Source organism: Pseudomonas sp. WS 5079 (assembly GCF_012985465.1).
GTDB lineage: Bacteria > Pseudomonadota > Gammaproteobacteria > Pseudomonadales > Pseudomonadaceae > Aquipseudomonas.
On the sequence record NZ_JAAQWN010000002.1, the window covers coordinates 407,843 to 427,341 of the forward strand.

Genomic DNA, 19,499 nt, shown 5'->3' on the forward strand with positions numbered 1-19,499 from the left:
GAAATCGCACACTCATGCATCTCTCAGTTCTAAACTACGCCCACTGTCCGCCTTCACTATAAAAAATCTATGCTCACATCCAAAATTATCCCAGACACGCAATGTACTTTTTGTATCACCTTCAACAATTGGATTTGTTGTCCAAATTTTCACTACACGAAAAATAGTAGACACAACATTGTATTCAATATAAGGATTACGAAAGTTTGCATTTTTCTGAACATCATGAGTCCGCAGCTTCAAGCCTGGCACATCTTTTTGCAAGACAACACCGGCCTTACAATACCGATATCCATCTCTGTTGATTCTTTGCGAAAATGACGTTTGAAAGTAATCACCCTCATCATTGACTTGCAAAGGGTTGTCAAGTCCCATCGTGGAGACAATCCTCAGTCCCGCCGGTGGATTATAATAAAAAACATCTGCGTCACTATTAGCATCATGCTGCGCATCAAAATCATGATAAACTGTCAAATCGCGCACGCTTAGACGGTATGGTCTAATCGGAAGAATATCAATTGAACTACCACCTGGAGTAGATATCGGATTAGTTGTATAAACAACCCCATCTATTATGATTCTGGCCATGAATTTTTGAGTTTCGATCGGAGTGGTCGAGTCGAAACGCATATACCGATCAATTATTTCTGAAAACGGTACCGAACCATTATCATCCGGGCCTATGTTGCGTTGCTCATCTTCCATGATGCCATCTCTCACCCAGCGTCCCGTGTCAAACATGTTTTTTTCAACATCACAAGACCATCCAGGCGGCAATACTTCGTGTACATTTGTTGAGTAACGTGTAATCGTCACACTAGCACGCTGCTCTGCAGTCAGTGGAACAGGACCTGCACCCTCGCGCTCCAATAGCACCTCGACCTGGACCTTGCACTGATGACGACCGTTGCTATAAAGAGCATCCGTCCAAGTTTGATTATTAGGAAGCTTTATCTTGAAATAGGTCAAGTTTAGGTTTGGCCCCTTATCTTTTATACGCAAGCCTTCATAGTCAGCACCGGCCGACTCCAATACAAACTGATGTAAGTTTCCAAAATTATCTATCAAACTCCATGTGCTATTCGAGTCGTGCGTAACATCAACTTTCAAAGCAAGAGATCGTGCCGTTATTGCCCTCATGATGGTCGGCCGCATATCAGTCCGCACATAATGGTTGTAAACCGGAACACCGTAAGGCTTGAATATATCCGACCGCATAACGGGAGAGTTCTCCTTATTAACAACTACCCCCCCCTTATGGGGAGTGTTATTGCCCTGTTTTGCATAAGCGTAACCAGTCTGAAAATGGTCACCCTCGTAGTCCATATCCAACGGCCGATCAAGACCTTCTTGCGCAACGAACACCACCCCAGCAGGAGGAGTCCAATAATACACCGTCGCATAGAACGTTGTATCCGAAACTGCTGCATGTTTATACTCAACCAAATCTTTCACAGAGAGTCTAAATGGAACCACTGGCTGGAGGGTAACCGACGAATCAAAACCGCTATCTTTCGCCAACGACTTGGTTTTATAAACCTGACCGTTCAAAACCATACATGCTACAAGTCTGACTGACTCCATAGAGCCTTGCGAACTGAAACGCAAGTAACGAGAAACCCTCTGAACCAGGGGACCCGGATTATAATCAGTTGGTTTCAGTTCTACTTTTTTATCACCTTCCCAAAGCCCTTCACTGTAAATATTTTTTCTCTCATCACAACTCCAACCACTAGGTAAAAATCCTCCATCTTCTGAAAAAAACGAAACAACTCTGATACTTTCAATTTCTTCATCAGTTAATTCAGTACGCTCCCATACCCCAATTCTATTTGGGCACTCTTTTATTACTTCAACAACAACCTCACATTGATGGCGCCCGTTGGCATAAAGATTATCCGTAAAGTTCGAGCCATCCGGGCATGTAACCCTGAAATGGGAAAGCCTGGACAGTTTATTTTCCTCAGTCATTTTTTTCTCCCTGAAACTTTCATCTTCGATGAAGTACAATCGGAGGCATAACTACTTAATACAGCCTGGTTATCTCTAAAGGAAAACCCAATGCCCGTTAGTGTAATTAAGTATTAAAGGAGAATGACGAACAACTGTCAGAATTGACAGTTGTGCAGAACCTTTTGGCCTAAACCAAAGGTTTTATAGGTCAAATAGAGCTAGTAGTGGGTGCTGCTCGCCACTACCAGCGATCCGCCGCCGCATGATCACTGTCGCGCCCCTCCACCCAGCGCGGCCCCTCACTGGTGTTTTCCTTCTTCCAGAACGGCGCGCGGGTCTTGAGGTAGTCCATCACAAACGCACAGGCATCAAACGCCGCCTGGCGATGGGCACTGGCAGCCGCCACGAACACGATGGGCTCGCCAGGCTCCAGGGCGCCGATGCGGTGCAGCACTTCCAGCTTGAGCAGCGGCCAGCGCTGCTCAGCCTCGACAGCGATCTTGGCCAGGGCCTTTTCGGTCATGCCGGGGTAGTGTTCGAGGAACATCCCCGCCACATCGAGGCCGTCGTTGAAATCGCGTACATAGCCGACAAAGCTCACCACTGCGCCCACGCCTACATTGGCGGCGTGCATGGCGTTGACTTCGGCGCCGGGGTCAAAGGGTTGGGCTTGCACACGAATGGCCATGGTCAGCCTCCGGTCACGGGCGGGAAGAAGGCCACTTCATCGCCGGCCTGCAAAGGCTCGTCGAGGGCGCACAGTTCCTGGTTGCGCGCGCACATCAGGCTGGCCTCATTGAGCACCTCGAAGCCAGGATCTGCGGCCAGTGCCTGGCGCACGGCATCGACGGTGGCGAAGTCGCCTTCGACCTCCAGGGAGTCCAGGCCTACCGCCTCGCTGTAGCGTGCAAAAAACAGTACGTGGATGCTCATGCCTGGTCCGCCTTGAAATGCCCGCTCTTGCCGCCAAGCTTTTCCAGCAGGCGGATGTTCTCGATGGTCATGCCACGGTCCACCGCCTTGCACATGTCGTAGATGGTCAGTGCGGCGACACTGGCGGCCGTCAGCGCTTCCATTTCCACGCCGGTCTGCCCGGACAGTTTGCAGCGGGCGATGATGTGTACGGTATTTTCCCCTTCGGCGGCCAGCTCAACCTTGACGCCCGTCAACATCAGCGGATGGCACAGGGGGATCAGGTCGCTGGTTTTCTTCGCCGCCTGGATCCCGGCGATGCGGGCCACGGCGAACACATCGCCCTTGGGGTGGGCGCCGTCGACGATCATTTGCAGGGTCTGGGGCAGCATGCGCACCCGCGCTTCGGCCACGGCTTCACGGAACGTCACGGTTTTGTCGGTGACGTCGACCATATGGGCACGGCCCTGGGAATCGAGATGAGTCAGCACGGGGATACTCCTGATCAGAAGCCCCCGATTGTAAACCCAACGCAGATCAAAAGGTGGGAGCTGGCTTACCTGCGATAGGAGCGCGTCAGTCAACTTATCATCGACTGACCCACCGCTATCGCGGGCAACCCCGCTCCCACACTGGGCGGTTACAGGTGGGATTCGGCGTATTCGGCCAGAATCGAGCGAGGGACGCCCTGCAAGGCGATGTGCACGCCGTTCGGGAAATCCTTGAAGCGTTCCGTCAGGTAGGTCAGCCCGGAGCTGGTCGCGGACAGGTAAGGGGTGTCGATCTGCGCCAGGTTGCCCAGGCACACCACTTTGGAACCGGCGCCGGCACGGGTGATGATGGTTTTCATCTGGTGCGGGGTGAGGTTCTGGCATTCATCGATCAAAATCAGGCTCTGCTGGAAGCTGCGACCTCGAATGTAGTTGAGGGATTTGAACTGCAACGGCACTTTGCTGAGGATGTAGTCGACGCTGCCATGGGTGTTTTCGTCATCCATGTGCAAGGCTTCGAGGTTGTCGGTGATCGCCCCCAGCCACGGTTCCATTTTTTCCGCTTCGGTGCCGGGCAAAAAGCCGATCTCCTGGTCCAGGCCCTGCACGCTGCGGGTGGCGATGATGCGGCGATAACGCTTGGTGACCATGGTCTGCTCGATGGCCGCCGCCAGGGCGAGGATGGTCTTGCCCGAACCCGCCGCGCCGGTCAGGTTGACCAGGTGGATGTCCGGGTCGAGCAACGCGTACAGCGCCAGGCTCTGGTAAATATCACGCGGTTTCAGGCCCCAGGCTTCCTGGTGCAACAGGGGTTCCTGATGCAGGTCGAGGATCAGCAGCTTGTCGACCTGGATCTCTTTGATCCAGCCTACAAAACCCTGTTCGTCGATGATGAATTCATTGATATGCACCGCCGGCAAGTTGTCGGTCAGCTGTACCTGATGCCAGGTGCGGCCATGGTCCTGGCGGGTCTCGACCTTGCTGACGCGGTCCCAGAACGAGCCGGTCATGGTGTGATAACCACGGGACAGCATCGATACGTCGTCGACCAGTTGGTCGGTACTGTAGTCCTCGGCGGCGATCCCACACGCTCGTGCCTTGAGGCGCATATTGATGTCTTTGGTCACCAGCACCAGGCGCAGGTCCTTGTCGCGTGCGTGCAGGTCGATCAGTTGGTTGATGATCTTGTTGTCGTTGAGGTTTTCCGGCAGCAGGCTGTTGGGTTCGCTGCGCTTGCTCATCAGGATCGACAGCAAGCCCTTGGGCCCGCTCTTGCCACGCTGGATCGGTACGCCGACTTCCACATCCTCGGGCGAGGCTTCGCCCAGGGTCTTGTCGATCAGGCGGATCGCCTGGCGACATTCGGCGGCAACGCTGTGGTGCCCGCTTTTGAGTTTGTCGAGTTCCTCGAGCACGATCATTGGGATGGCGACGTGGTGTTCTTCGAAATTGAGCAACGCGTTTGGATCGTGGATCAATACATTGGTATCAAGCACATAAAGGATTGGCTGGTCGGAAGAAGGGTTACGTCCATGATCATCCATACTCGGTCACCTTTGTGGGAGCCAGTCGACGCAATACCACAACAGTGCTGCGCCTCGATTCGACCGCCGAACACACCGCAAAGGGAGTCTGGGAAGACGCCACCTGTGGTGCAGGTTTCGGCGATCTGCCTTCGTAATACCGCAAAACCCATGACAGGAAAAAGCACTTTGACGCTTTTTTGAAGTTTATTTTTCAGGATGACGAATAGCACTGGCGGGCCGCCACACACACCGCTAAAGTCGGAAGTCCGCCTGCATCGAAATGTCGCAGCAAATCACCCCGAAACGCCATCATCCCCAACAGGGCCGGGCCTTTGCGTTTTTCAGCGAAACGCCTCCCGACAGTCCTGCCAGCCCAGCCCACTTTGCGCCGTTGCCTGGAGCAACAGCGGCAATGCGACCCGCGCCTTGTCCTGGGTGTCGTGGAACACAATCACCCCTTTGCGCCACAACAGCATCAGCGTCAGCACCCGCTGGGCCGACTCGTCGGCCTTGAGCTGGCCGGGCTCGTCCTGGGAGTCGATATCCCATAGCGCCACTTGCAGGCCCTGGCCCTGGAAGAAGCCCTGGCTGTCAGCCCGCCGCTGGCCGTAGGGCGGGCGAAACAGCGGCACGTAGTTTTCCGGCAACAGGTTCTGGGTCAGTGATGCCGTGCGGGTGATCGAACTTTGCCAGTCGACCCAATGGCTATGGGAGCGGTACTGCCAGCCCTGGATGCCCACGCACTGGCCCTGGTACAACGCCTGCATATCGGCGGGCGAGGTCTTTTCCAGGCGGGTTTGCAGGCTATTGCCGAGGGCAAAAAAGGTCGCGGTCATTTTTTGCTTGCGCAGGTAGTCGGCCAGCCAGTCGGTATTACCGCTGATCGGTGACGGGCCGCCATCGAAGGTCAGTAAAAACAGGCGGTCATTGAGTTCATCACCGTTGCGCTCGAAATCGCCAAAACGTGCGACTTCGCTGCTGATCTGTGGAAACAGGGCGGCCTTGCGCAACAGCTCGTCCAGGTAGCGCTGGTGAAACGCGCGGCTGGGGCCGGCCCAGCCTATATAGAAGGACTGCTCGCCCACCGCGAACTTGCCGGCCTGCTCGCGCAGGTCGTCCATGTTGTCCACCAGGTAGCAGAACGAGGCGTCCTGCTCGCAGCTTTGCTGGGCAAATCCGTAGTTTTCCAGCAACCGTTGCCAGAGGTGGCGACGCAGGTCGTCGATGGCCCCCTGATTGATGATCTTCAGCCCCAGGCGCTGCTTGAGGGCCGGCTCATCCAGGGCCTCGCTGGCCAACAGCGCGTTGGCGAACATGAGGATTTCAGCGCGTGACGCCACATCGAACAGCGCCGGGCTGCTGAGTTTTTCCGGCCAGGTGCCGCGGTCCAGGCTCGCGACATCCACACTGGCCGCCTGGGCACCCAGGCAGGTCAGCCAGGCGCACAACAAAAGCGCAATTCGCACAACGGGTCTCCCCCTCCAGAGTCGTCGGCCACTATAGCCGATCGCAATCCTCCCACAGGGATAACCGTATGGCAGCTATTGCCGCGATAGGTGGAGTCGAAGGCCCCAACCCCCTAGAATCCCCCGACGATTACAGGAGACGACTTCATGCTGATGGTGATTTCCCCAGCCAAAACCCTCGATTTCGAGAGCCCGCCTGCGACCCAGCGCTTTACCCAGCCGCAATACCTGGACCACTCCCAAGAGTTGATCGAGCAGTTGCGCGAGCTGAGCCCGGCGCAGATCAGTGAACTGATGCATGTTTCCGACAAGATCGGCGGCCTCAACGCCGCGCGTTTCGGCATTTGGACCCCCGCCTTCACCCCGGCCAATGCCAAGCAGGCGCTGCTGGCCTTCAAGGGCGACGTCTACACCGGCCTCAACGCCCAGACTTTCAACGACGCCGACTTCGCCTACGCCCAGGATCACCTGCGCATGCTCTCGGGCCTGTACGGCCTGCTGCGCCCGCTGGACCTGATGATGCCGTACCGCCTGGAGATGGGCACCAAACTGGCCAATGCCCGTGGCAAGGACCTGTACGCCTTCTGGGGCACACGCATCAGCGAATGGCTCAACGAAGCCCTGGCCGAGCAAGGCGATGACGTGCTGTTGAACCTGGCCTCCAACGAATACTTCTCGGCGGTCAAGCGCCCGGCCCTCAACGCGCGGATCATCAACACCGAGTTCAAGGACCTGAAGAACGGCCAGTACAAGATCATCAGCTTCTACGCCAAGAAAGCCCGGGGCATGATGAGCCGCTTCGTCATCGAAGAACGCATCAACGACCCGGCGCAGCTCAAGCAGTTCGATGTACAGGGCTATCGCTTCAGTGCCGAGCAGTCCAAGCCGGACAACCTGGTGTTTTTGCGCGACCACGCACCGCAATAGGTCACCAATACAGCACAAATCCAATGTGGGAGCTGGCTTGCCTGCTCCCACATTTTTATCTGCATTTCCCCCATGAAATCGTCATTATTTTGGCGTCAATAATTTTTCTTCAGATTTCCTAACGTTTCTTTCACTCGACATTCGTCAGTTTTTTTCGTAGTGGCACCACTTTTTTAAAACAGTAGTGGCATAAAACTATATCCCCGCGCCAACTCCCTATAACCACTAGCCCAATCCGCAAGTGCTATCAATATAGTACTAGTGCCATCTTTCCTAATATTTCAAGAAATTTCGAGAAACAGGATGAGCGGCCCGGAACTATGTCTTCCAGGGCCGTTCATACCACCGGTAACGATTATCTCTGTTCTTGTGCGATATGACTTACACAGCGACCAAAAGAAGTAGTGAAGTTGTCACATACAACTATGACTCTTCGGTCTAATTACCAACTGTTTAGTTGAGGGCGGGCGATAAGGTTGCATGACCATCCCCTACAAGGCCAAGGCTAAGCCTACCCGAATGGGCCAGTGAGACAACCCAAGGCATTGATAGATAAGGGCTTCATGTCCATATCAAGGCATTGCGGCACTGGCGCCAGACCCTTCTCACCGAAGGCTGGCTGCATTTCAGGGCAAGCCCCAACAACAAGGCCAAGTTGCGCACAACTTGAGTGCATTAGTTAGTCACTCGACTTTTAACATGCCTGTACATGGCAATGCTGTGTCTATTCACGGCATTACCTAGTGCATGAGTGACGCTTGAAAACATGAACTCCGGCCATCTAATGGCGTGATTAAGATAGAGGTAAATGCGATGCGCATCAGCATATTTGGTTTGGGTTACGTGGGTGCAGTATGTGCCGGTTGCCTGTCTGCACGGGGCCACGAAGTGGTCGGCGTGGATATTTCCAAGGATAAGATCGACCTGATCAACGCGGGCAAATCCCCCATCGTTGAACCCGGCCTGGGCGAACTGTTGAGCCAGGGCATTGCCACCGGCCGGTTGCGCGGTACCACCAACTTCGCCGACGCCATCCGCGATACCGACCTGTCGATGATCTGTGTGGGCACGCCGAGCAAGAAAAACGGCGACCTGGAACTCAACTACATCGAAGCGGTATGCCGCGAGATTGGTTTTGTCCTGCGTGACAAGACCACCCGCCACACCATCGTGGTGCGCAGCACCGTGTTGCCCGGCACCGTGGCCAACGTAGTGATCCCGATCCTCGAAGACTGCTCGGGCAAGAAAGCCGGGGTCGACTTCGGTGTCGCGGTCAACCCGGAGTTCCTGCGCGAATCCACCGCCATCGCCGACTACGACCAGCCACCGATGACCGTGATCGGCGAACTGGACAAAGCCTCGGGCGACGTCCTGCAGTCGCTGTACGAAGAACTCGACGCACCGATCATCCGCAAGGACATCGCCGTTGCCGAGATGATCAAGTACACCTGCAACGTGTGGCACGCCACCAAGGTCACCTTCGCCAACGAGATCGGCAACATCGCCAAGGCGGTCGGCGTGGATGGTCGCGAAGTGATGGAAGTGGTCTGCCAGGACAAGACCCTCAACCTGTCCCAGTACTACATGCGCCCAGGCTTTGCGTTCGGCGGCTCGTGCCTGCCAAAAGACGTGCGCGCCCTGACCTACCGCGCCAGCACCCTGGACGTGGAGGCGCCGCTGCTCAACTCGCTGATGCGCAGCAACGAATCCCAGGTGCAGAACGCCTTCGACATCGTCTCCAGCCACGACAAGCGCAAGGTCGCCCTGCTGGGCCTGAGCTTCAAGGCCGGCACCGATGACCTGCGCGAAAGCCCACTGGTGGAACTGGCGGAAATGCTGATCGGCAAGGGCTTTGACCTGAGCATCTACGACAGCAACGTCGAATACGCCCGTGTGCATGGGGCCAACAAGGACTACATCGAAGGCAAGATCCCCCACGTGTCGTCCCTGCTCAACTCGGACTTCGACGATGTGATCAACAGCAGCGACGTGATCATCCTCGGCAACCGCGACGAGAAATTCCGCGCCCTGGCCCAACAAGCCCCGCACGGTAAGCAAGTGATCGACCTGGTGGGCTTCATGTCCCAGGCCACCAGCGTCAATGGGCGTACCGAAGGCATTTGCTGGTAAGCGCGCTGATCGCCGGCAAGCCGGCTCCTACAGGTCGCGCATGTCATGTAGGAGCCGGCTCGCCGGCGATGGCGCCCCACTGTAAGCCTGCCACAACCCCATCGGGCCACCCCACAGGCTCGCCCGAGACTCCAGACGGATGCAGATTATGCACAGGCTAAAGCACGGCCTCCTTCAGGCCGCCGGTTGGCTGTTGTTTTTAAGCGTGTTGATGTGCCTGGCCCTGGCGTTGCCGGCGAGCACATTCGACTCGCAGTCGAAGAATTTCATTTTCCTGATTGGCGCCGTTGGCATCTGGCGCTACTCCATGGGCGCTACGCACTTTGTGCGCGGCATGCTGTTCCTGTACGTGGTCTACCCGCACCTGCGGCGCAAAGTGCGCAAGCTGGGCAAGGCGGCGGACCCCTCCCACGTATTCCTGATGGTCACCAGCTTTCGCATCGACGCATTGACCACGGCCCAGGTCTACAGCTCGGTGATTCGCGAGGCCATCGAGTGCGGCTTCCCCACCACCGTGGTCTGCTCGCTGGTGGAAATGTCCGATGAGCTGCTGGTCAAGAGCCTCTGGGAAAAGATGAACCCACCGGCTCACGTCAAGCTCGACTTCGTGCGCATCGCCGGCACCGGCAAGCGCGATGGCCTGGCCTTTGGTTTCCGCGCCATCTCCCGCCACCTGCCGGACGACCGTGCCGTGGTGGCGGTGATCGATGGCGACACCGTGCTCGCCGAAGGCGTGGTACGCAAGACCGTGCCGTGGTTCCAGCTGTTCGGCAATGTCGGCGGCTTGACCACCAACGAGTTCTGCGAAGTGCGCGGCGGCTACATCATGAGCGAGTGGCACAAACTGCGCTTCGCCCAGCGCCACATCAACATGTGTTCCATGGCCCTGTCCAAGCGCGTGCTGACCATGACCGGGCGCATGTCGGTGTTCCGTGCCAGCGTGGTCACCGACCCCGGTTTTATCGCCGATGTGGAAAGCGACTCGCTGCAACACTGGCGCCTGGGCCGCTTCAAGTTCCTCACCGGCGATGACAAGTCCAGCTGGTTCAGCCTGATGCGCCTGGGCTACGACACCTTCTACGTGCCCGACGCGGCGATCAACACCGTCGAGCATCCACCGGAAAAGAGCTTTATCAAGGCCAGCCGCAAGCTGATGTTCCGCTGGTACGGCAACAACCTGCGCCAGAACTCCCGGGCCCTGGGCCTGGGTATGGGCCGACTGGGCCTGTTCACCAGCGTGGTGCTGTTCGACCAGCGCGTGTCGATGTGGACCTCCCTGCTCGGCCTGACCGTGGCGATCATCGCCACCTTCAAGTACGGCGGTGCGTTCATCCTCGCTTACCTTTTGTGGATTGGTATCACGCGCCTGATCCTGACCCTGTTGCTGTCGTGCTCGGGCCACAAGATCGGCCCCGCCTACCCGGTGATTCTCTATTACAACCAGATCATGGGCGCGCTGGTGAAGATCTACGTGTTCTTCCGCCTCGATCAACAATCCTGGACCCGCCAGGACACCAAACTGACCCGTGATTTGGAAAGCGCACAGCGTTGGTTCAACACCTGGTCGTCTCGGACCATGACCTTCTCCGCCGGCAGCATTTTCGTCGCCGTGTTGCTGATGATGGTCTGACCCTGCCAAGCCTGAATTAACTTAAGGAAATGCCCTGATGAACAGTCAAGTAAACGCCAATGTTGTCCACGAATCCGAAGCCCAGCGCCAACACGCCCGGGTCAAAATCCCGGCCAAGCTGCGCTTCTTCGGCGCCGACCGCACCCCCATGGAAGTACGGGTCATCGACCTGTCCGCCGGCGGCCTGGCCTTCAATGCCGCCCAGCAACCGCTGAAGGTTGGCGATGTGCATAAGGCGCGCCTGCAATTTGTCATCGACAACCTCGGCCTGGCGATGGACGTGGAGCTGTTGATCCGCTCCCACGACCGCCAGACCGGCCGCACCGGCTGCCAGTTCCAGAACCTGGATGCCCAGGATATTTCCACCCTGCGCCACCTGATCACTTCGCACCTGTCCGGCGATATCGTGACCATGGGCGATGTACTGGCGACCTTGCAGCGCGACAACTTCACCAAGGCACGCAAGGTCAAGGACAGCGGCAGCGGCATGACCGCCTTTGGCCGCCTGCGCGCCGTGACCTTCAGCCTGGCGATCTTCCTGGTGGGCCTGGCGGCATTCGGGTTTGTGTTCAAGTCGGTGTATGGCATGTACTTCGTCAGCCATGCCCAGGCCGGCCTGGTCAGCGTGCCGGGGATGAACGTCACGATGCCCCGCGACGGCACCGTGCAAAGCCTGATCAAAGACAACGGGGTTGCCGCCAAAGGCGCGCCACTGGCGACCTTCAGCACCAGCATGCTGGATGTGCTCAAGGGCCACCTGGACGAAGACCAGCTGCAACCGGCCAAGGTCGAAGAGCTGTTCGGCAAGCAAATGACCGGCACCCTGACCTCGCCCTGCGATTGCGTTGTCGCCCAGCAGTTGGTGGCCGACGGTCAATACGCGAGCAAGGGTGATGTGATCTTCCAACTGGTGCCGCGCGGCAGCCAGGCGAATGTCGAGGCGCGTTTCTCCTATCGCCAGTTCGGTGATGTGCGCCCAGGCACCCCGGTGAGCTTCCAGGTCGCCGATGAAGAACAGACCCGCACCGGCACCATCGTCAGCAGCACCAGCCTCAACAGCGCCGACCTGTCCTCGGATATCCGCGTGCAGATCAAGCCCGATGCCCCGCTGGACAGCGCCTATGCCGGCCGCCCGGTAGAAGTGACGAGCGACCGTGGCCCGTCCCTGAACTGGCTGATTGATAAAGCCATGGCTGCTGGTTTGTAAGCGAGGATTTGCCTGTGAACCCTATTTCAAGAACAACACAACCCTTGTGGGAGCCCACTTCTGTGGGAGCCGGGCTTGCCCGCGATAGCATCGACTCGGTGCAGCAGGCAAGCCGAGTCGCGCGCATCGCAGGCAAGCCAGCTCCTACAAAAGCTCGCTCCCCCATGCGACCTGTGGCGCTGCTGGCATTGGCCGTCACACTGGCCGGTTGCGCCGGCCTGCCCGACCAGCGCCTGGCCAATGAAGCCCTCAAGCGTGGCGACACCGCCACCGCCGCACAGAATTACCAGCAACTGGCAGAACTGGGCTACAGCGAAGCCCAGGTCGGCCTGGCCGATATCCAGGTCGGCAGCCGCGACCCGGCGCAGATCAAGCAAGCCGAAGCCACCTACCGCGCGGCCGCCGATATCTCGCCCCGCGCCCAGGCCCGTCTCGGCCGCCTGCTGGTGGCCAAGCCCGGCGCCACCGAAGCCGAGCACCGTGAAGCCGAAGGCCTGTTGAAAAAAGCCTTTGCCAATGGCGAAGGCAACACCCTGATCCCCCTGGCCATGCTGTACCTGCAATACCCCCACGATTTCCCCAGCATCAACGCGCAGCAGCAGATCGATACCTGGCGCACCGCCGGCTATCCGGAAGCAGGTCTGGCGCAGGTGCTGCTGTACCGCACCCAGGGCACCTACGACCAGCACCTGGATGACATCGAAAAAATCTGCAAGGCCGCGCTCAGCAGCACCGATATCTGCTACGTCGAACTGGCCACCGTCTACCAGAAGCGCGAGCAGCCGCAGCCACAGGCCGAACTGCTCAAGCAGATGCAAGCCGGCTACAGCCGTGGCACCGTCAGCGCCCAGCGGGTCGACAGTGTGGCCCGTGTGCTGGGTGATGCCTCACTCGGCAAGACGGACGAAAAGACCGCCCAGGCCCTGCTGGAAAAAATCGCCCCCGGCTACCCGGCGTCCTGGGTCAGCCTCGCGCAGCTGCTCTACGACTTCCCGGAACTGGGCGACGTCGAGCAAATGATGAAGTACCTCGACAACGGCCGCGCCGCCGACCAGCCCCGCGCCGAACTGCTGCTGGGCAAGCTCTACTACGAAGGCAAGTGGGTGCCGGCCGATGCCAAGGCCGCGCAAGCGCACTTTCAGAAAGCCCAGGGCCGGGAAGTGGCCGCCGATTACTACCTCGGCCAGATCTACCGCCGTGGCTACCTGGGCCAGGTCTACCCGCAAAAAGCCCTGGATCACTTGCTGACCGCCGCGCGCAACGGCCAGAACAGCGCCGACTTTGCTATCGCCCAGCTGTTTTCCCAAGGCAAGGGCACCCAGCCCGACCCGCTCAACGCCTATGTGTTCAGCCAACTGGCCAAAGCCCAAAACACGCCGCAAGCCAATGAACTGGCCGCGCAACTCGAACAACAACTGCCGCCTGCCCAGCGCGCCGAGGGCCAGCGCCTGCTGCAACAAGAGCTGGCCGCCCGTGGCGCCTTGAGCCAAAGCGCGCTGCAACTGCACGCCCTGCAAGAAGATGACGGCGAGGAAACCCTATGAAACTCAATCCATTCGTCAAGGCCGGTATTGGCCTGACCTTCGCCCTGCTGTGGTCGTGCCCGACCCTGGCCGCGCTGACCGAAGACAAGAACTTCGGCCTGGAAGTGAAAGTCACCGGCCAGTCCGAAGATGACCGCGACCTCGGCACCCAGCGCGGCGGCGACGTCAACGGCATCGGTCTGGATGTACGCCCGTGGATCTATGGTGAGCGCGGCGCGTGGAGCGCCTACGCCATGGGCCAGGCGGTGGCGTCCAGCGACATCATCGAGACCGACACCCTGCAACAGTCCGATGGCGACACTACCGAGCAATCGAGCAACAACGACCGCAAGACCAAGAAGAACTACCTGGCCCTGCGCGAGTTCTGGGTCGGCTACAGCGGCTTCACCCCCTACCCTGGCGAGATCCTCAAGCTGGGCCGCCAGCGCCTGCGCAATGACGACGGGCAATGGCGCGACACCAATATCGAAGCGCTGAACTGGACCTTCGACACCACCCTGCTCAAGGCCAATGTCGGCGCCGCCGAGCGCTTCAGCGAGTACCGCACCGACCTCAAGGAACTGTCCCCCGAAGGCAAGGACCGCCAGCACTTCTACGCCGACGCGGCCTACCAGTGGACCCCGGGCCACTGGGTTGGCGTGCGCGGCCATCACAGCCATGACGACGGCAAGCTCGACTACCCGCAACCGGGCGTGGCCGCCGACTCATTGGACAAGCGCCAGAACGGCGACCTGACCTGGCTCGGCCTGGAGGCCAACAGCGACGCCTATAACTGGCGCAACACCAACAGCGTCAACTACTGGGCCAGCGTCACCGGCATGCAGGGCGAGCGCAGCAACGTCAACGCGTTGAACGCCGACGGCAGCCGCCCGGCCAACGCCAAGCGCAATACCGATGTGGATGGCTGGGCCACCGACCTCGGTGTGCGCCTGCGCCTCGACCCGCAGTGGCAAGTGGGTGCGGCCTATGCCCGCGCCAGCGCCGACTACGAACAGAACGGCCTGCAAAGCAACCGCTCGAACTTCACCGGCACGCAATCGCGGGTGCATCGTTTTGGCGAGGCGTTTCGCGGCGAGATGAACAACATGCAGTCCATGAGCCTGTTCGGTTCCTGGCAGTTGCGCGACGACTACGACGCCAGCCTGGTCTACCACAAGTTCTGGCGTGTCGACGGTAACAAGCCGGTGGGCAGCAATGGCATCGACGCGGTGCAGAACAACTACGACGACGTCACCGGCGCCGTGCTGTCCAGCGCCTCCCTGCCTTTGGAAGACGGCAAGAAAGACCTCGGCCAGGAGATGGACCTGGTGGTCACCAAGTACTTCAAGAAGGGCCTGCTGCCCGCCGCCCTCAGCCAGTCGATCGACGAACCGTCGGCCCTGGTGCGCTTTCGTGGCGGCGTGTTCAAACCGGGCGACGCCTATGGCAAGCAAGTCGACTCGTACATGCACCGCGCCTTTGTCGATGTGATCTGGCGTTTCTGATGGGAGCCTGCGCAATGAATCCTCACGCCCTCAAAGGCTCGGCCCTGCTCGCTGCGGCAATGCTGCTGGCGTGCGCCCCGGCCTTTGCCAATGTCGAGCCGCAGGTCAAGGCGCCCACCATCGCCAAGGAACTGCAACAGGCCAAGACCTACACCATCACCAGCCCGCCCACCGCGCCGCTGGAGCTGGCCAAGCCGACGCTGCCGGACCTCTCGGGCTACACCGCACAAGCCGTGGCGAAGAAAATCGTGCGCAGCAAGGCCGGCAAGGTCAGCGTGCGCCGGATGATGCAGGAAAACGCCCTCAAGGACTTTATCGGCGGCGACAACAAGATGGCCGAATGGGTGGTGCGCCAGCACGGCATTCCCCAGGCGATCTTTATCGACGACGGCTACATGAACCTCAAGGACCTGCTCCAGAAAGTGCCCAAGCAATACCTGAGCGAAACCTCGCCCGGCGTGTTCCTGGCCAGGCTACCGATTGTGGTCGGCGAAAAAGGCATCCTCGAAATCGATCAACAGACCCAGGAACTGCGCCTGTCCCAGGAGGCCGGCGCGTTCCTGGTCAACGACGGCCAGCTGTTTGTGCGCGACACCAAGATCACCGGCTGGCGCGAGAAAACCAACGGCCCGGCGACCTTCCGCTCGCCCAAGGAATTCCGACCGTTCCTGCTGGCCTGGGGCGGCACCCAGACCTACATCGTCAACAGCAAGATGGCCAGCTTCGGCTATGCCAACAGCAAGTCCTATGGCGTGAGTATTTCCCAGTACACGCCGAACATGGCCAAAGTCCTCAAGCGCCCGGAGCCCACCGGCTGGATCGTCGATTCCGAGTTCTCGGACATGTGGTACGGCTTCTACTGCTACGAAACCACCGGCTTTGTGATCAAGGGCAGCACCTACAAAGACAACATCGTCTACGGCATCGACCCCCACGACCGTTCCCACGGCCTGATCATTGCCGACAACACCGTGTACGGCACCAAGAAGAAGCACGGCATCATTATTTCCCGTGAGGTCAACGACAGCTTCATCTTCAACAACCGCAGCTACGACAACAAGCTTTCGGGCCTGGTGATCGACCGTAACAGCGTGAACAACCTGATCGCCGACAACGAGATCTACCGCAACCACACCGACGGCATCACCCTCTATGAGAGCGGCGATAACCTGCTGTGGGGCAACAAGGTGATCAGCAACCGCCGCCACGGTATTCGTATCCGTAACAGCGTGAACATCCGCCTGTACGAGAACCTCGCCATGGCCAACGGCCTGACCGGCGTCTACGGCCATATCAAGGACCTGACCGACACCGACCGCGACATCGAGCTCGATCCGTTCGACACCAAGGTCTCGCTGATCGTGGTCGGCGGCGAGCTGGCGGCCAATGGCAGCGGGCCGCTGTCCATCGACTCGCCGCTGAGCATCGAGCTGTACCGCGTGTCGATGCTCGCGCCGACCAAATCCAGTGGCATCAGCTTCTCCGGCGTTCTGGGCGAGCGCCAGGAAGAGATTCTCGACTTGCTGGTACGCCAGAAAAAAGCCGTGCTGATCGACCCTGTCGAACGCCAGACCCCATTGCAGGACTGAGGATGACCTTTATGCACCCACACATGATCAAGCTGCTCAGCCTCTCGGGTTTGACCCTCGGCATCCTGGCCGCCAGCAGCGGCGTGCGCGCCGATGAAGCCAAGGCGCCGAGCTTTACCGCCGAGCCGTGCTGCAACCTGTGCCCCGAGGCTCACGACGCAAAGAACTACACCACCCGCTACCAGCAGAATTTCACCACCCTGGTACAGGCCCAGGGCGACTGGCTGTTCCGTACCCAGGAAGACCTGCGCACCGAATTCGACACCACCCCGGCCGGCTACAAACGCATGCAGCAACTGCACGACGCGTTCAAGAGCAAGGGCGTGGAACTGGTGGTGGTCTACCAGCCGACCCGTGGCCTGGTGAACCGCAACAAGCTCAACCCGGCAGAGAAAGCGCGCTTTGACTTCGACAAAGCCCTGGGCAACTACAAGAGCATGCTCGGGCGTTTTGCCAAGATGGGCTATGTGGTGCCGGACCTGTCGCCGCTGACCAACGAGCAATTGCCGGACGAACTGCCGGCCCACGACTTCTACTTCCGTGGCGACCAGCACTGGACCCCCTATGGCGCCCAGCGCACTGCGAAAATCGTCGGCGCCAAAGTGCGCGCCATGCCTGAATTCGCCGGGATCCCCCAGCGTGAATTCGAGACCAAGAAATCCGGGCGCATGGGCAAGACCGGCACCCTGCACAACATGGCAGGGCAACTGTGCGGCACCAGCTACGCGATCCAGTACATGGACCAGTTCAGCACCGAGCCCAAGGGCGAAGCGGCGGACGGCGACCTGTTCGGCGACTCCGGCAACCCGCAGATCACCCTGGTGGGCACCAGCCACAGTGGCAAGAACTACAACTTCGCCGGTTTCCTGGAACAGGAAATCGGTGCCGACATCCTTAACGTCGCCTTCCCCGGCGGCGGCCTGGAAGGCTCGATGATCCAGTACCTGGGCAGCGAAGAGTTCCAGAAAAGCCCACCGAAGATTCTGATCTGGGAATTCTCGCCGCTGTATCGCCTGGACCAGGAAACCATCTACCGCCAGATGATGGCCCTGCTCGACAACGGCTGCGAAGGCAAGCCGGCGCAGATGAGCGCCAGCACCACCCTCAAGCCGGGCAAGAACGAATTGATGGTCAACAGCAAGAACATGGACCTGCGCAACAGCCGCCACCAGGTCGACATTCGCTTCGCCGATCCCTCGGTGAAAACCCTGCAAGCCACCCTCTGGTACATGAACGGGCGCCACGAGGACATCAAGATCGACAAACCCGAGACATCCGAGACAGACGGGCGTTTCGCCTTTGAACTGCGCACCGATGAAGACTGGGCCTCGCAGAACCTGCTGGCCGTGGAAGTGCAGGGCCCCGAAGCGGGTGCTGCGGCGCAGAAAGTCGAAGCGAAAATTTGCACACGCAACGTATTCCCAGCGGGTGGTCAACAGACTGCCTCTGCCGGGCAATGAGGTTACCTATGCAGAAGTTATTGATTCCAACCTTGCTCGGCCTGGCGATGTTTGCCGGCCACGTAAACGCCGCCGCACCGCTGCGTCCGCCCCAGGGCTACTTCGCGCCGATTGAAGCGTTCAAGACCGGCGACTTCAAGAACGACTGCGACGCCATGCCCACGCCCTACACCGGCTCGCTGCAGTTTCGCAGCAAATACGAAGGCTCCGACAAAGCCCGTTCGACCCTGAATGTGCAGTCGGAAAAAGCCTTTCGCGACAGCACCGCCGATATCACCAAGCTGGAAAAAGACACCAGCAAGCGGGTGATGCAGTTCATGCGCGACGGTCGCCCGGAGCAATTGCAATGCACGTTGAACTGGCTGGTGAGCTGGGCCAAGGCCGATGCGTTGATGTCCAAGGACTTCAACCACACCGGCAAGTCGATGCGCAAATGGGCGCTGGGCAGCATGGCGTCGGCCTATGTGCGCCTGAAGTTTTCCGAGTCGCAACCGCTGGCCAAGTACCCGCAGCAATCGCAGCTGATCGAAGCCTGGTTCAACAAACTGGCCGAGCAAGTGGTCAGCGACTGGGACAACCTGCCCCTGGAAAAAACCAACAACCACTCGTACTGGGCCGCCTGGTCGGTGATGGCCACGTCCGTCGCCACCAACCGTCGCGACCTGTTCGATTGGGCAGTGAAGGAATACAAGGTCGGCGCCAACCAGGTTGACGCCCAGGGCTACCTGCCCAATGAACTCAAGCGCCAGCAACGGGCCTTGGCCTACCACAACTATGCGCTGCCGCCACTGGCGATGATCGCCAGTTTCGCCTTGGTCAACGGCGTGGACGTACGCCCGGAAAACAACGGCGCGCTCAAGCGCCTGGGCGACAAGGTGCTGGCCGGGGTCAAGGATCCGCAGCTGTTCGAGCAGAAGAACGGCAAGGAACAGGACATGCAGGATCTGGAGCAGGACTCGAAATTCGCCTGGCTCGAGCCCTTCTGCACCCTCTACACCTGCGCCCCGGAGGTACTGGAGCGCAAGCACAAGATGCAGCCGTTCAAGACCTTCCGCCTGGGTGGCGACCTGACCAAGGTCTACGACCCGGCGCATGAAAAAGGCAGTTGATGGAACGGGTTACACATGTGGGAGCGGGCTTGCCCGCGATAGCGGTCTGACATTCAGCATTGATTTCAACT

Annotated in this window: 15 protein-coding genes; 9 read left to right on the forward strand and 6 right to left on the reverse strand. The window is 59.1% G+C overall.

The window, feature by feature from the left end; genetic code table 11:
• Positions 1 to 12: 12 nt before the first annotated feature.
• From HBO05_RS06305 to HBO05_RS06330, 6 genes are all read right to left on the reverse strand, one after another.
• The gene (locus HBO05_RS06305; RefSeq protein ID WP_172312067.1) at positions 13 to 1,971 is read right to left on the reverse strand and encodes a hypothetical protein; all 1,959 of its coding nucleotides are present in this window, start codon (positions 1,969 to 1,971) and stop codon (positions 13 to 15) included.
• Between the two features lie 223 nt (positions 1,972 to 2,194).
• Positions 2,195 to 2,641, reverse strand: coding sequence for a molybdopterin synthase catalytic subunit MoaE (gene moaE / locus HBO05_RS06310; protein WP_169954539.1), 447 nt, complete (start codon positions 2,639 to 2,641; stop codon positions 2,195 to 2,197).
• Positions 2,642 to 2,643: 2 nt separating this feature from the next.
• Entirely contained in the window at positions 2,644 to 2,886 is a 243-nt protein-coding gene (gene moaD, locus HBO05_RS06315; RefSeq protein WP_169954540.1) for a molybdopterin converting factor subunit 1, read from the reverse strand.
• Positions 2,883 to 3,356, reverse strand: a complete 474-nt coding sequence (moaC, locus tag HBO05_RS06320; RefSeq protein WP_057438233.1) for a cyclic pyranopterin monophosphate synthase MoaC — start codon at positions 3,354 to 3,356, stop codon at positions 2,883 to 2,885. The genes moaD and moaC overlap by 4 nt, the downstream gene beginning before the upstream one ends.
• A gap of 149 nt (positions 3,357 to 3,505) precedes the next feature.
• On the reverse strand, positions 3,506 to 4,900 hold the full coding sequence (locus HBO05_RS06325; RefSeq protein ID WP_169954541.1) for a PhoH family protein: 1,395 nt from the start codon (positions 4,898 to 4,900) through the stop codon (positions 3,506 to 3,508).
• Between the two features lie 323 nt (positions 4,901 to 5,223).
• On the reverse strand, positions 5,224 to 6,348 hold the full coding sequence (locus HBO05_RS06330) for a polysaccharide deacetylase family protein (RefSeq protein ID WP_169954542.1): 1,125 nt from the start codon (positions 6,346 to 6,348) through the stop codon (positions 5,224 to 5,226).
• A 147-nt stretch (positions 6,349 to 6,495) separates the two neighbouring features.
• On the opposite strand from HBO05_RS06330, the gene yaaA reads away from it, so the two are divergent.
• From yaaA to HBO05_RS06375, 9 genes are all read left to right on the forward strand, one after another.
• Complete coding sequence (gene yaaA / locus HBO05_RS06335) at positions 6,496 to 7,275, forward strand: peroxide stress protein YaaA (protein WP_172312069.1); 780 nt, start codon at positions 6,496 to 6,498, stop codon at positions 7,273 to 7,275.
• Between the two features lie 813 nt (positions 7,276 to 8,088).
• Positions 8,089 to 9,405, forward strand: a complete 1,317-nt coding sequence (locus HBO05_RS06340) for a nucleotide sugar dehydrogenase (protein WP_172312071.1) — start codon at positions 8,089 to 8,091, stop codon at positions 9,403 to 9,405.
• A gap of 145 nt (positions 9,406 to 9,550) precedes the next feature.
• Positions 9,551 to 11,035 (forward strand): mannuronan synthase, encoded by a 1,485-nt coding sequence (gene alg8, locus HBO05_RS06345; RefSeq protein ID WP_169954569.1) that lies wholly within the window; start codon positions 9,551 to 9,553, stop codon positions 11,033 to 11,035.
• Between the two features lie 37 nt (positions 11,036 to 11,072).
• Positions 11,073 to 12,242 carry an alginate biosynthesis protein Alg44 gene (locus HBO05_RS06350; protein WP_172312073.1) on the forward strand — a complete coding sequence of 390 codons (1,170 nt, stop codon included), beginning with the start codon at positions 11,073 to 11,075 and terminating at the stop codon, positions 12,240 to 12,242.
• A gap of 164 nt (positions 12,243 to 12,406) precedes the next feature.
• Entirely contained in the window at positions 12,407 to 13,786 is a 1,380-nt protein-coding gene (gene algK / locus HBO05_RS06355) for an alginate biosynthesis TPR repeat lipoprotein AlgK (protein ID WP_170056769.1), read from the forward strand.
• Positions 13,783 to 15,270 carry an alginate export family protein gene (locus HBO05_RS06360; RefSeq protein WP_172312075.1) on the forward strand — a complete coding sequence of 496 codons (1,488 nt, stop codon included), beginning with the start codon at positions 13,783 to 13,785 and terminating at the stop codon, positions 15,268 to 15,270. The genes algK and HBO05_RS06360 overlap by 4 nt, the downstream gene beginning before the upstream one ends.
• Positions 15,270 to 16,859 carry a mannuronan 5-epimerase AlgG gene (gene algG / locus HBO05_RS06365; protein ID WP_172312077.1) on the forward strand — a complete coding sequence of 530 codons (1,590 nt, stop codon included), beginning with the start codon at positions 15,270 to 15,272 and terminating at the stop codon, positions 16,857 to 16,859. Before HBO05_RS06360 ends, algG begins: the two co-directional genes overlap by 1 nt.
• Positions 16,860 to 16,870: 11 nt before the next feature.
• Positions 16,871 to 18,319, forward strand: a complete 1,449-nt coding sequence (locus HBO05_RS06370; protein ID WP_169954549.1) for an alginate O-acetyltransferase — start codon at positions 16,871 to 16,873, stop codon at positions 18,317 to 18,319.
• 8 nt (positions 18,320 to 18,327) lie between these two features.
• Positions 18,328 to 19,428 (forward strand): mannuronate-specific alginate lyase, encoded by a 1,101-nt coding sequence (locus tag HBO05_RS06375; protein WP_169954550.1) that lies wholly within the window; start codon positions 18,328 to 18,330, stop codon positions 19,426 to 19,428.
• Positions 19,429 to 19,499 lie beyond the last annotated feature (71 nt).

Coding starts and splice junctions, on each gene's coding strand:
- algG (WP_172312077.1), top strand. CDS start 15,270: ATGGGAGCCTGCGCAATGAATCCTCACGCCCTCAAAGGCTCGGCCCTG.
- HBO05_RS06375 (WP_169954550.1), top strand. CDS start 18,328: ATGCAGAAGTTATTGATTCCAACCTTGCTCGGCCTGGCGATGTTTGCC.
- HBO05_RS06325 (WP_169954541.1), bottom strand. CDS start 4,900: ATGGATGATCATGGACGTAACCCTTCTTCCGACCAGCCAATCCTTTAT.
- HBO05_RS06350 (WP_172312073.1), top strand. CDS start 11,073: ATGAACAGTCAAGTAAACGCCAATGTTGTCCACGAATCCGAAGCCCAG.
- moaE (WP_169954539.1), bottom strand. CDS start 2,641: ATGGCCATTCGTGTGCAAGCCCAACCCTTTGACCCCGGCGCCGAAGTC.
- algK (WP_170056769.1), top strand. CDS start 12,407: ATGCGACCTGTGGCGCTGCTGGCATTGGCCGTCACACTGGCCGGTTGC.
- HBO05_RS06305 (WP_172312067.1), bottom strand. CDS start 1,971: ATGACTGAGGAAAATAAACTGTCCAGGCTTTCCCATTTCAGGGTTACA.
- HBO05_RS06360 (WP_172312075.1), top strand. CDS start 13,783: ATGAAACTCAATCCATTCGTCAAGGCCGGTATTGGCCTGACCTTCGCC.
- yaaA (WP_172312069.1), top strand. CDS start 6,496: ATGCTGATGGTGATTTCCCCAGCCAAAACCCTCGATTTCGAGAGCCCG.
- HBO05_RS06340 (WP_172312071.1), top strand. CDS start 8,089: ATGCGCATCAGCATATTTGGTTTGGGTTACGTGGGTGCAGTATGTGCC.
- moaD (WP_169954540.1), bottom strand. CDS start 2,886: ATGAGCATCCACGTACTGTTTTTTGCACGCTACAGCGAGGCGGTAGGC.
- HBO05_RS06370 (WP_169954549.1), top strand. CDS start 16,871: ATGCACCCACACATGATCAAGCTGCTCAGCCTCTCGGGTTTGACCCTC.